This is a genomic window from Pseudoflavonifractor phocaeensis, from assembly GCF_038439875.1.
Taxonomy (GTDB): Bacteria; Bacillota; Clostridia; order Oscillospirales; family Oscillospiraceae; genus Vermiculatibacterium.
The window spans coordinates 270,049-281,791 of record NZ_JBCDMT010000002.1; the positions used below are offsets into that span (position 1 = coordinate 270,049).

Consider the following 11,743-nt stretch of genomic DNA (forward strand, 5'->3'; position numbering starts at 1 on the left):
GTCGGGTATTTCTGGTTCAGATTGTTTTATTTTTCACAACATACGGGCCTATCATACTATATCCGATCAAAAATGAAAAGCGGCAAAACCACCAAAAGTAGTGGTTTTGCCGCAAATTGTATGACAAATCGGAAAAAGGATTCAAGGTGCTTTTCTGCCCCCGCGGATGGCCAGCAGGGCCAGAAGGGTGCCGGCCGTCCCGCACAGGACACAGGCCAGAAGCATCCAGGAAGCCCCGGCCCCAGCGGCCTGGCCCAGGTCCAGGGTCCGGCCCGCCAGGAGGCTACCCAGCACGCCCCCCAGGCCGTTGGAGGCCACCATCATGAGGGTCTGGCCCTTCACCTGGTCCGCCTCGGGCACCGACTCGCTGACGAAGTAGACCGAGGCGGGGGTGAACATGCCGTAGCCCAGCATTTGGAGGGGCTGGGCCAGAAGGATGAAGCCCACCGAGGGGGCCAGCAGAAGGGCCAGGCCCTTGAGGGCGCTGAACACGAGGCTTAAAAGGAGCAGCCGGTCGCTGCCCACACCCCGGCGCCGGAGCTTGGCAAAGACGATGGAGCCGGGCAGCTCGGCGGAGGCCATGAGGAAGAGGGCCAGGCCCAGCTGCTCCTCCCCGCCCCCCTTGGCCTGGAGGACGTTGATGAGGAAGTTCGAGAGGGGCAGCACGCCGGTGAGGCCCAGGAGGATGGCCAGGAGCATCAGGGAAAACCGGGGATTGGAAGTGAGAATCTCCCGGGTGGAGTGGGGATGGATTGCCCCCGCTCCCGCCGGGGCGGGGGGGACGGGACAGGCGGGGAAGACTCCCACCAGAGCCATCTCCACCACCATCAAAACGGCGTGGGTGAGGAGGGTGGATTCCACCCCGAAACGTCCGGCCTGAAAGCCCAGAAAGACACAGGCCACGGCGTAGGCCAGGGAGCCCACCCCCCGGCCCAGGCTGTACCGGATGGGGACCCCGGTCCGGATGAACTGCACCGCCATGGCGTCCATGAGGGGGTAGGCGGAGATCTCGAAGCCGCCCAGGATGACAAAGACCAGGGCCGTAGGGGCAAAGCCCATCCCCGGCAGGGCGGTGAAAAAGAGGCTCACGGCCAGGGAGAAAGCCAGGGAGAGGTTGACGATCCGTTTCAGGGGCACCTGGGGGTGGCGGTCGGCCCAGCCCCCCAGGAGGGGCTGGAAGAAGATGCCTGCCAGGCACCGCACGGCAATGAGGACGCCGATCTGGCTGTTGGTGAAGCCCCGGGTTTGCAGCAGACTGGCCTGATAGGCGCAGATGGCGGCGAACATAGCCCAGAAGCCCGCCTGGAGGGCGATGTACTGCAGGTCCAGCCGCTTGGCGTCCACGGTCATGACTTGTCCTCCTCGGCTTTGGCCTCCAGGGCGGCGGCCCGGGCGGACGGGAGATAGGGGTAGAGCTCATCCACCCGCAGGGAGCTGGTGGTGTTCATCACGATGATGAGGTCAGGTTCCAGCCAGTCGATATAGTCCATCATGTCGTCCTGGTCCCCGTTGAAGTTCCGGGGATCCACCGCCATCAGCTCCCCGGTGGTGAGGGCCAGGAAGGGGGTGAGGGCGCAGCCGAAGGAGTCCCGGAGGATCAGGACACGGGGGGCGTCGGGATCGGTGTGGTTCAGCGCCCGGGAGAGGAGATAGTCGTCCCCGGCGTAGATGGTATAGGGGTTGGTGTCGTAGAGCCCGGTCTCGGCCAGCCGTTCGGGGAAGAGGAGGCTCACGGCGAAGGGGCCCTTCCGCTCGATCCCGCTCAGGGGGACGGTGTAGGTGAAGTCGGTGTCGAATTTGGGGGACCAGATCTCCACGTCGTCGGTCCCGGCGTAGAGGGTGCCCACCCGCTTGCCCTGGCTGCCCAGGAATTGACCGGCGAAGGTGAACCGCTCAAAGCTGTCGGGATCGGTGAGGGCGTCGTCGATCTGGAAGCCGTAGTCCGAGCGGAGGGCCTCACAGATGGCCTGATAGCCCAGGAAGGCCCCCTCCGGGGTCCAGTGGTGGTCGGTATGAAAGAAGAGCTGGCCCAGGGCCTCCGGGTCCTTCTCCGCGGCGGAGCGGAAAACGGGGCGCAGGTCCAGGGTGTCCACCCCCGCCGCCTCCAGGCCGGCCAGGAATTGGTCGGCCTCTGCGTCGGAGTAGTCCGGGATGCCCTCGGGAAGGGCGGCCATATCCAGCTTGGAGGGGGCCTGGATATAGAGCAGGGGCGTGCGGTATTCCCGCTCCGCCCGGCGGGCGAAGGCGGCCATTTCGTCGGCGCGCCGGGTCATGTCCTCCTGCCGGGCCTCCAGGTTGGCGAAGGTGAGGACCTGGTCGGTGAGCTTGACCACGGTATACTTGGGCTCCGGGTCCTCCACCACCCGCCGGAGCATGAGCCGCTGAGCCCCGCCGTAGAGCTGGATGAACCCGTGCTCCCGGTCCAGCAGGTCGTTGATGGCGGGCTCCGCCCCGTCGATGAATCGGTCCACCGCCTCCCCCACATCGGGCAGGGGGGTGGGCAGATGGTTCTTCACCGGCCGGACGGTCAGGGGGCGGGCCAGAGCCGGGGCAGCCGGCAGGGCCAGCTCCGTTTTAGAGAACTCCGGGGCGCTCAGGCGCCCCGGCTTCGCGGCTTCCAGGAAGCCGCGGGCCTGGGGGAGGATCCCCAGGCAGAGAAAGACCACTGCCGTGAAGAGGCCGGCGAGAAAGAGGACAGCGGTAAGGGTATTTCGGCGGGCGGACATGGGGACACCTCCTTTGATGGAGAATAGCCTTTTCCTCGGGGGTGGGGTTGTCCGTTGGCGGCTTTGCCGCTTATAGACAGCTCATGCCCTGCGGGGAGAAGGCGGCAGCCGGTCGGGCTGATGGATGGGGGGAACTGCGGAAATGGGAAAGGCTCTGCGAGAGGATAAGTTCCCCTCATCAGTCTCGCTTCGCTCGACAGCTTCCCCCAGGGGAAGCCAAAGCCCGAAAGCCTTCCCCTTGGGGGAAGGTGGCAGCCCGAAGGGCTGACGGATGAGGGAAACTGTGGAAATGGAAAAGCCCTTAGAAGCGGAAGTAGATGAAGGGGTTGTAGGTGCCCTTCACCAGGCTGGCCACAGCCAGCAGGCCCAGGGCGGTCAGGCCCAGGGCGTACAGCATGTCCCACAGGAGGGAGAGGTCTTTCCCGCAGGGCCTCCAGGTCTCCAGACACTCCCGCAGCCGCCGGGCGAAGGGGACGGAAAAGAGGAGGGCGAAGGCCAGAATGACGGCGTTCTCCTGGAGGTAGAGGGAACAGGTGCCGTTCCAGCCCCCGGTCCCGCCCAGTCCCAGCATCACCAGGAAAAACTGCCCGGCATAGGCCAGGGTGTCGGAGCGGAAGAGCATCCAGAGGAAATTCACCGCCAGCAGGGTATAACCCCGGCGCAGGAGGGAGGGCCAGCCCGCCCCCAGACGGTGGAACTTTTCCATGTAGAGCAGGCAGAAGTAGAGAAGTCCCCACAGGAGGAAGGTCCAGTTGGCCCCGTGCCAGATTCCGGTGAGGAGCCACACCACGAAGAGGTTGCGGATGTGCTTCCCCTTTTCCACCCGGTTGCCCCCCAGGGGGATGTACACATAGTCCCGGAACCAGGTGGACAGGGAGATGTGCCACCGCCGCCAGAACTCGGAGATGGAGCGGGCGGCGTAGGGGTGGTCGAAGTTCTCCAGGAAGTGGAAGCCAAACATCTTCCCAAGGCCGATGGCCATATCGGAATAGCCGGAGAAGTCGTAGTATATCTGGAAGGTGTAGCAGAGGGAGCCGATCCAGGCCAGGGGGGTGGCCAGGGCGGCGGGGTCCATAGCAAAGACCCGGTCGGCCACCACCGCCATCTGGTTGGCGATGAGCACCTTTTTGCCCAGGCCCACGAGAAAGCGGGAGCACCCGGCGGAGAAGTCCGCCCAAGTCTCCCTGCGGCCCTCGATCTGGCGGGCCACAGTGGAGTATTTCACGATGGGCCCGGCGATAAGCTGGGGGAAGAAGGAGATGTAGAGGCCCAGGTTCAGGGGGGACCGCTGGACCTCCGTTTTCCCGGAGGCCACGTCCAGCACGTAGCTGAGGGCCTGGAAGGTAAAGAAGGAGATGCCGATGGGCAGCTCGATAACGGGGACCAGAAGCCCAAGGCCCAGGGCGTTCAGGGTCTCCACTGTGAACATCAGGTATTTAAAGACAAAGAGGAGGGCCAGATTGCACCCCACCGCCACGGCCACGGGGGTGGTGAGATAACGGCACTGGCGCTTCCAGGCGTGGACCCACCGGCCGAAGCCGTAGTTCATGCCGATGGAAAAAAGCATCACCAGCAGGAAGGCGGGCTTTCCCCAGGCGTAAAAGAAGAGGGAGGCCGCCAGCAGAAATAGGTTCTGCGCCCGGCGCATCCCCCGGAAGAGGACGTAGTACCCCACCAGCACGGCGGGGAAAAAGGCGAAGAGAAAAACGGAGCTGGAAAAAAGCACGGGCGCACCCCCTTTTCAAAGTGGCAGTCTATGATAGTTCTCTTTGCCTGCTTTCTCTTTCAGGAGAAAGCAGGTCACGTCAGCCAGCGGCCCACAAAGGGGATCTTGGAGATGAGCCAGGCCACGGCCAGGGAGCAGAGAAAGACCCCAGCCGCCAGCACCGGCACCGAGGCCACCGGGGCGAAAGAGAGGGTGGTGACGCCGAAGTGGCGCAGGAGCATCAAAAATAGGTCGTGGACCAGATAGACCCCGAAGGCGATTCGGGCCACGCCCCCCAAGCGCTGCCGGCGGGAGCGCTCGTCGCTGACGCCCAGCACGTAGCGGAAGAGGACCACCACCGCCACGGCGAAGCAGACCACGTTGGGGGAGAAGTAGCCGTACAGGGTGTCGTCCAGCCCGCCGGAGCGGAGGGAGAGGACTCGGGTGCCCCACACGGTGGCCACGGCCCCCAGGACGCCCAGGACGTAGATGACCGCCTCGGCCAGGCGGCCCAGGGTGTATTCCTTCAAATAATACCCCGCCACATAGAAGCCCACGTAGCCCAGCACCGTCTGGACGGCCAGCCGGTCGTACCAGATCTTGACGATGTGGGTGGCGTTGGGCCAGAGCCGGAAGGCGGTGGGCAGGAGGGAGGCGAAGAGGAAGGCCAGCAGGAAGAACCAGTGGAAATCCCCCCGGGAAGCCCCCCGGACAAAGGCCCGGAGGACGGGGGTGACCAGATAGAGCCCCAGGATCATATAGAGGAACCACAGGTGGTAGTGGGTGTTCCCCGTCAGGACGGAGGCGGCGGCCACGCAGAGGGCGCGGATGGATAGGTCCCCCGCAGCCCAGAACTCCGCCAGGGCGTACACCGTCCCCCAGAACAGCAGGCAGACCAGGATGCGCAGGGCGTTGTGAAAGAGAAGCTTGGACAGGGGTAGCCCCCGCTTGGGGTCCAGCAGGAACATCCCTGAGAGCATGACAAAAACCGGTACACACCAGCGTACCAGTCCGTCGTAGAGATTAAACACGCCCCAGGCCGAGGAGCTTACCGCCACCGCCCCCATCTGGCTCCCCGCCAGGTGGAGGACCACCACCGCCAGGGTGGCGAAGGCCCGGAGCAGGTCTGCGTAGGCCAGACGTCCGTCGATTTTCCGGGCCATTACTTCTTTTCCGGGATGATCTCGATCCAGTAGCCGTCCGGGTCCTCGATGAAGTAGATGCCCATGGCCTTGTTCTCAAAGCAGATGCAGCCCATGGCCTCGTGCCTGGCGTGGGCGGCGGCCATGTCCGAGACGGTGAAGGCCAGGTGGAACTCTCCCTCGCCCAGGTCGTAGGGCTCGGTGCGGCCGGACAGCCAGGTCAGCTCCAGGGTGAAGTCACTGGCCCCATCGGTCAGGTACACCAGCTTAAAGGGGCCCAGGTCGTTCTCGCCGCTCTTCTCCCGGACGGCATAGAGGCCCAGGGCGTCCCGGTAAAAGGCCAGGGATTTTTCCAGGTCCAGGACGTTAAAATTAAAGTGGTTGAAAGAAAACATGGAGATAGCTCCTTTTCCTTTGAAATTCTGATGTATTTTATCACGATTTGGGCGGGATGACAAGAGTTTGCGTTGGCCCCGCCTTCCGGGAGGCGGGGGAAGTCCTGGGGGGAGGTCTTTTCTGGAAAAGACCTCCCCCCAGACCCCCCAGAAAAGCACCCGGGGGAGAGAGTTTCGACTCTCTCTCCCCCGGGGCCCCCTCTCTCAACGGCCAAAGGAGGGGAAACTGCGGTTCCCCCCTCCTTTGGAAACCTCCCCAGGCTGTCCACAAGAGCGTGAGAAAACCCCGGGGCCGCACTTCGTAGCGGCACCGGGGTTCGGCAGGTCTTAGGCTTCCCCTGGGGGAAGCTGTCTGCGAAGCAGACTGATGAGGGGGACTTATCTCTTTAGTAGAGCCTTTCGTGTTTTCCTCAGTTCCCCTCATCCGTCAGCCCTTTGGGCTGCCACCTTCCCCCGAGGGGAAGGCGAAAGGCCAACCTTTTGTCAAGCACAGATCAGCGGCCGAGCGGTGCAAGAGGGACCACGGGTCGCACAGACGCTCCCGTGCTTTTCCCCCTATCAACGGGCAGCAGACCTTCTACTAAAAAGGGAATCTGCGAGCAGGTTTGCACCAGAGACTTTTCTTGGAGAGTCTGAGAGGCCATTCTTTTCTAGAAAAGAATGGCCTTTCAGAACCACGCACGTCCCGACGTGCAACCAGGAATTATTTTATGCCAACTCTCCGACAAGTATTTCCCCATCTATATGCATAATGTGGACATCGGCCTCAACATTATGTAAATCATGTCCGGCACTCGCCCGCACCTCCACATAGTTGGGCGCGTGCCCCCGCCAAAGCCCGTTTTTCTCCTCCTCAAAAAGCACCGGCAAGGTCTCCCCCAGGAACCCCCGGAGATAGTCCCCCCGCATCTCCTCCGCCACAGCGGCGGCCCGGCGGGCCCGCTCCTCCTTGACCGCCTTGGGCACCTGGCCCTCCATCCCGGCGGCAGGGGTGCCGGGGCGGACGGAGTAGGGAAAGATGTGCATGGAGGTAAAGGCGCATTGGCGGAGAAAGTCCAGGGTGGCGGCAAACTCCTCCTCGGTCTCCCCGGGGAAGCCCGCGATCAGGTCGGTGGTGATGCCGGGGCGGTCGAACCACCGGCGCAGCAGCTCCACGCTCTCCAGATACCGGGCGGTGTCGTATTTGCGGTTCATCCGCTTCAGGGTGGCGTCACAGCCCGACTGCATGGAGAGATGAAAGTGGGGACAAAGGTTATGTAAACCGGATGCCCGGCGGCAGAAGTCCTCGGTGACCGTCCTGGGCTCCAGGCTCCCCAGCCGGACCCGGCAGCCGGGGGCGGCGGCGCAGACCGCCTCGATGAGGTCGATGGGCCCCGTGCCGTCCTTCAAATCCTGTCCCCAGGAGGAGATCTCGATGCCGGTGACCACCAATTCCTTGTAGCCCAAATCCGCCAGGCGTCTGGCCTCGGCGGCGGCGTGGTCCAGGGGGAGGGAGCGCACCGGCCCCCGGGCGTAGGGGATGATGCAGTAGGAGCAGAAATTGACGCAGCCGTCCTCCACCTTTAGCATGGCCCGGGTCCGGCCCTCCAGCCCCCCGGCGGGGAGCTCTTCAAACTCTCTGGTTGACATAATGTTTCCAACGGTGACCATGGGCCGGGGCTCCCGCTCTTCCGCCAGCCGCTCCAGGTCGTCCAGGAAGCCCATGCGGCCCGCCGTTCCGGCGATGAGGTCCACCCCCAGCTGGGAGACGGCCTGGGGGTCGGTCTGGGCGTAACAACCGCACACCCCCACCACGGCGGCGGGGTTCCACTTGCGGCACCGGCGGATGGCCTGCCGGGACTTGTGGTCGCTGACGGCGGTGACGGTGCAGGTGTTGATAATGTAGGCTTCGGCGGGCCCCTCGAAGGGGGCGAGGGAGTGGCCCCGACGGCGCAGCTCGGTCTCGATGGCCTGGGTCTCGTACTGATTGACCTTACAGCCCAGGGTGTATATGGCTACTTTCATGGAAATCGTCCTCTTGTACAACAGTCTTGTTATGGTGTATAATCAGATATTCATTATACAGGATGAAACCCCCGTTGTACAGAGAAGGAGAGACCCCATGCCCTATAACTTTTTCGCCCTGATCGCCCGGATGCGGTACATCGACCGCTGGGGGCTCATGCGCAATACCCACACGGAGAACATCCAGGAGCACTCCCACATGGTGGCGGTGCTGGCCCACGCCCTGGCGGTGATCGGGAAGGAGAAGTTCGGCTCCCGGGTGGACCCCGGCCAGGCGGCCATCGCCGCCCTCTACCACGACGCGCCGGAGATCCTGACCGGAGACCTGCCCACGCCGGTGAAATATGACAACCCCGCCATCCGGGACGCCTACAAGGCGGTGGAGACAGTGGCTGCCGACAAGCTCCTGTCCCTGCTGCCGGAGGAGCTGCGGCCCGCCTTCGGCCCTTATGTCCGGGAGGAGCTGGAGCCGGAGCTTCTGCGGGTGGTAAAGGCCGCCGACAAGCTCTCGGCCCATCTGAAGTGCCTGGAGGAGCAGAAGGCGGGGAACGCCGAGTTCAACCAGGCCGCCGACCAGACCCGGGCCGCCCTGGAGGACATCGACCTGCCCGCCCTTCGGTATTTTATGGAGGAATTTCTGCCCGGCTTTACACTGACGCTGGATGAGCTGCAATAAGCAATCAAAGGAACATCATAGGGAGGAAATGAGAATGAGAGCTATCGTCACCGTCATCGGCAAGGACCAGGTGGGCATCATCGCCCGGGTCTGCGCCCTGCTGAGCGGCCAGGGGGTCAACGTGCTGGACATCAGCCAGACCATCCTGCAGGAGTACTTCACCATGATCATGCTGGTGGACGCCGCCGGCGCCAAGGTCCCCTTTGCCGAGCTGGTCACCCTGCTGGAGGAGGAGGGCAAGGCCCAAGGCCTGGTGATCCACGCCCAGCGGGAAGATATTTTCAACGCCATGCATCGGATTTGAGGTGTTGAGAAATGGCTATGTTCAATACCAGTGAGATTTTAGATACCATCCAGATGATCGACCAGCAGCACTTGGACATCCGCACCATCACCATGGGGGTGTCCCTGCTGGACTGCGCCGACCCCGATCCCAAGGCCGCCTGCCGGAAGATCTACGACAAGCTCTGCCGCCGGGCGGAGCGGCTTGTGCCCACGGGGGAGGCCATTGAGAAGGAGTTCGGCATCCCCATCGTCAACAAGCGGCTGTCGGTGACCCCCATCTCCCTGGTGGCCGCCGCCAGCGTGGCCGGCAACTACGTCCCCTTCGCCCAGGCCATGGACCAGGCGGCCAAGACCGTGGGGGTGGACTTCATCGGCGGCTTCTCCGCCCTGGTCCACAAGGGGGCCACCCCCGCCGACGAGACCCTCATCTCCTCCATCCCGGAGGCCATGTCGGTCACCGAGCGGGTCTGCTCCTCGGTGAACGTGGGCTCCACCAAGGCGGGCATCAACATGGACGCCGTGGCCAAGCTGGGCATCGTGGTCAAGGAGCTGGCGGAGCGGACCGCCGCCAGCGGCGGGGCGGGCTGCTCCAAGCTGGTCATCTTCTGCAACGCAGTGGAGGACAATCCCTTCATGGCAGGGGCCTTCCACGGCGTGGGGGAGGGGGACTGCGTCATCAACGTGGGGGTCTCCGGCCCCGGGGTGGTGTACCACGCCCTTCAGAGCGTGAAGGGCAGGCCCTTCGACGAGGTGGCCGAGACCATCAAGAAAACCGCCTTCCGCATCACCCGAATGGGCCAGCTGGTGGCCCAGGAGGCCTCCCGCCGGCTGGAGGTGCCCTTCGGCATCGTGGATCTGTCCCTGGCCCCCACCCCCGCCGTGGGGGACTCGGTGGCCCGCATCCTGGAGGAGATGGGCCTGGCCGTCTGCGGCACCCACGGCACCACCGCCGCCCTGGCCCTTTTGAACGACGCGGTGAAAAAGGGGGGCGTCATGGCCTCCTCCCACGTGGGGGGGCTGTCCGGGGCCTTCATCCCGGTGTCCGAGGACGAGGGCATGATCGCCGCGGCCGCCTCCGGAGTGCTGACCCTGGAGAAGCTGGAGGCCATGACCTGCGTTTGCTCCGTGGGCCTGGACATGATCGCCGTCCCCGGGGACACCAGCGCCGAGACCCTCTCCGCCATCATTGCCGACGAGGCGGCCATCGGCATGGTCAACTCCAAGACCACCGCCGTGCGCCTCATCCCCGCCCCCGGCAAGGGCGTGGGGGACTCGGTGGAGTTTGGCGGCCTGTTCGGCTCCGCCCCGGTGATGCCGGTCCACCCGGAGTCCAGCGCCGCCTTCGTGCGGCGGGGCGGCCGTATCCCGGCGCCCATGCAGAGCTTGAAAAACTAAAGAGGAAAAAGACGCGGCGGGCCATTCGGCCCGCCGCGTCTTTAACACTGTGGATTGGCAGGGGGAGACGAGTGGGAGAACCGCCCCCTTGTCTTTACAAAATGAAGGGTCGCCTAGCCCGCTAGCCGACCTCATTTAAGATTACTTGACTCCCAATATCCCTATGGATCAACTTTTTGAGCCGTTTTCCAAATCTCTCAAGCATGCCCAACTCACTTTTTACGTAAAAGAGGCATCTGTGCTTTCGCGTGTCATTATCCTCTATTTCCATATCGACCTCAATTTTTACGTGTCCAGACGCACTGATTTCCAAAATGTCCATTGAAAATGCGGGCGTATGATTGCCGTGCTTATCTCCGAATTCCACACTGCGGCTTTGATGTGGATTCTCCACATATTCCGCAATTTGTCCGCGTATTGTTTCCAGCGCCGAGGACTGGATGTAGCATGTTTGGTTTGCGGTAATATATTCGGAGCCGCAGATAATGCGCAGTTCCAGCAGGTCGCTTTCTTGCCAAATTTTCTCCATAACGATATTGTCTTTCAAGATGCGGGCCTCCTTCGCACATAGACAGGGGAATCGTTTCACTGTCTTATTCCGCTTTGAAATCTCTATTTGCCTCGTCCAAAGCAAGAAGGGAAAGATACAAGCTGCTGGCGTTTCGCATGTCCCAATACCACCTCATATGGGAAAACCATATCATATTCCGTCTCACCCCGTAGGGGAGGCTATCCGCCGCCTTAAGCCTTCCCCTCGGGGGAAGGTGGCAGCGGCAAAGCCGCTGACGGATGAGGGGAAAGGTACGATTTGGGAAAGGCCTTGCGAAACGATAAGTTCCCCTCATCAGTCTCGCTCCGCTCGCCAGCTTCCCCCAGGGGAAGCCTATTGCCAAGGGTTTCCCTTCCGAAGCCACCCCAAGGTGCCCGCTCTTGACCCTTGGGGCCACTTCACCTTGTGTCCGGCTTCGCCGGACTGAGAGGGCTGTGTGGAACCGTGCCCGTTGCTTCCTCTTACAGCACGTCCTCCAGCTTCAGCGTGACGCCGCCGTCCGGCCGGACGAAGCAGGGGATGCCCACCTTGTCCGCCGCCCGGACGGCGTCAAACAGTTCGGGGTGCCCGTCCCGGATGCGGAGGAAGGCCTTCAAATTCGGCATGCCGCCGCTGATGTCCACGAAGTCGTAATCCACGCCCCGGCCCGTGAGAACGGTGATGGCGTAGATGGTGTCCTTGCACAGGTGAGAGCCGTAGAGCTGTAATTTCATAAAGAGCGGCCTCCTTTTTTGGACCCATCATATCACACTTGCCCGGAATCCGTAAAGTGCGGGACAGGCTAAAATCCGCCAAAAACGGCTATGAAAATTTCCGCCGATGGTGTATACTGGAATTTATCAGGACAAGCTTATACATAGGAGGT

Annotated in this window: 11 protein-coding genes; 3 read left to right on the forward strand and 8 right to left on the reverse strand. The window is 62.9% G+C overall.

Annotation, left to right across the window (positions count from 1 at the left end):
- Window positions 1-141: 141 nt before the first annotated feature.
- The 6 genes from AAEU42_RS03350 to mtaB all read right to left on the reverse strand — a co-directional run bounded on the left by AAEU42_RS03350 (window position 142) and on the right by mtaB (window position 7,972).
- Window positions 142-1,350 (reverse strand): MFS transporter, encoded by a 1,209-nt coding sequence (locus tag AAEU42_RS03350; RefSeq protein WP_342232115.1) that lies wholly within the window; start codon window positions 1,348-1,350, stop codon window positions 142-144.
- Entirely contained in the window at window positions 1,347-2,726 is a 1,380-nt protein-coding gene (locus AAEU42_RS03355; protein WP_342232116.1) for an alginate O-acetyltransferase AlgX-related protein, read from the reverse strand. The genes AAEU42_RS03350 and AAEU42_RS03355 overlap by 4 nt, the downstream gene beginning before the upstream one ends.
- A gap of 301 nt (window positions 2,727-3,027) precedes the next feature.
- On the reverse strand, window positions 3,028-4,452 hold the full coding sequence (locus AAEU42_RS03360; RefSeq protein WP_342232117.1) for an MBOAT family O-acyltransferase: 1,425 nt from the start codon (window positions 4,450-4,452) through the stop codon (window positions 3,028-3,030).
- Window positions 4,453-4,526: 74 nt separating this feature from the next.
- Entirely contained in the window at window positions 4,527-5,594 is a 1,068-nt protein-coding gene (locus tag AAEU42_RS03365) for an acyltransferase (RefSeq protein ID WP_342232118.1), read from the reverse strand.
- Window positions 5,594-5,968 (reverse strand): VOC family protein, encoded by a 375-nt coding sequence (locus AAEU42_RS03370; protein WP_342232119.1) that lies wholly within the window; start codon window positions 5,966-5,968, stop codon window positions 5,594-5,596. The genes AAEU42_RS03365 and AAEU42_RS03370 overlap by 1 nt, the downstream gene beginning before the upstream one ends.
- Before the next feature lie 708 nt (window positions 5,969-6,676).
- Window positions 6,677-7,972 (reverse strand): tRNA (N(6)-L-threonylcarbamoyladenosine(37)-C(2))-methylthiotransferase MtaB, encoded by a 1,296-nt coding sequence (mtaB, locus tag AAEU42_RS03375; protein ID WP_342232120.1) that lies wholly within the window; start codon window positions 7,970-7,972, stop codon window positions 6,677-6,679.
- A 97-nt stretch (window positions 7,973-8,069) separates the two neighbouring features.
- Between mtaB and yfbR the strand changes: the two genes are divergently transcribed.
- Genes yfbR through AAEU42_RS03390 form a run of 3 tightly spaced genes read left to right on the forward strand, consistent with a single transcriptional unit; the run spans window position 8,070 to window position 10,328 of the window.
- The gene (gene yfbR, locus AAEU42_RS03380; RefSeq protein ID WP_342232121.1) at window positions 8,070-8,648 is read left to right on the forward strand and encodes a 5'-deoxynucleotidase; all 579 of its coding nucleotides are present in this window, start codon (window positions 8,070-8,072) and stop codon (window positions 8,646-8,648) included.
- A gap of 34 nt (window positions 8,649-8,682) precedes the next feature.
- Window positions 8,683-8,952 (forward strand): ACT domain-containing protein, encoded by a 270-nt coding sequence (locus AAEU42_RS03385; RefSeq protein ID WP_342232122.1) that lies wholly within the window; start codon window positions 8,683-8,685, stop codon window positions 8,950-8,952.
- 17 nt (window positions 8,953-8,969) lie between these two features.
- A complete protein-coding gene (locus AAEU42_RS03390; RefSeq protein ID WP_342232350.1) occupies window positions 8,970-10,328 on the forward strand; it encodes a PFL family protein in 1,359 nt (452 codons plus the stop codon).
- Between the two features lie 121 nt (window positions 10,329-10,449).
- On the opposite strand, the gene AAEU42_RS03395 is transcribed toward AAEU42_RS03390, so the two are convergent.
- A complete protein-coding gene (locus AAEU42_RS03395; RefSeq protein ID WP_342232123.1) occupies window positions 10,450-10,875 on the reverse strand; it encodes a hypothetical protein in 426 nt (141 codons plus the stop codon).
- A 464-nt stretch (window positions 10,876-11,339) separates the two neighbouring features.
- The gene (locus tag AAEU42_RS03400) at window positions 11,340-11,591 is read right to left on the reverse strand and encodes a glutaredoxin (RefSeq protein WP_342232124.1); all 252 of its coding nucleotides are present in this window, start codon (window positions 11,589-11,591) and stop codon (window positions 11,340-11,342) included.
- Between the last annotated feature and the right edge of the window lie 152 nt (window positions 11,592-11,743).

Excerpts from the sequence above, each read along its gene's own strand:
- AAEU42_RS03350 (WP_342232115.1), bottom strand. The coding sequence starts at position 1,350 with ATGACCGTGGACGCCAAGCGGCTGGACCTGCAGTACATCGCCCTCCAG.
- AAEU42_RS03355 (WP_342232116.1), bottom strand. The coding sequence starts at position 2,726 with ATGTCCGCCCGCCGAAATACCCTTACCGCTGTCCTCTTTCTCGCCGGC.
- AAEU42_RS03365 (WP_342232118.1), bottom strand. The coding sequence starts at position 5,594 with ATGGCCCGGAAAATCGACGGACGTCTGGCCTACGCAGACCTGCTCCGG.
- AAEU42_RS03370 (WP_342232119.1), bottom strand. The coding sequence starts at position 5,968 with ATGTTTTCTTTCAACCACTTTAATTTTAACGTCCTGGACCTGGAAAAA.
- mtaB (WP_342232120.1), bottom strand. The coding sequence starts at position 7,972 with ATGAAAGTAGCCATATACACCCTGGGCTGTAAGGTCAATCAGTACGAG.
- yfbR (WP_342232121.1), top strand. The coding sequence starts at position 8,070 with ATGCCCTATAACTTTTTCGCCCTGATCGCCCGGATGCGGTACATCGAC.
- AAEU42_RS03385 (WP_342232122.1), top strand. The coding sequence starts at position 8,683 with ATGAGAGCTATCGTCACCGTCATCGGCAAGGACCAGGTGGGCATCATC.
- AAEU42_RS03390 (WP_342232350.1), top strand. The coding sequence starts at position 8,970 with ATGTTCAATACCAGTGAGATTTTAGATACCATCCAGATGATCGACCAG.
- AAEU42_RS03400 (WP_342232124.1), bottom strand. The coding sequence starts at position 11,591 with ATGAAATTACAGCTCTACGGCTCTCACCTGTGCAAGGACACCATCTAC.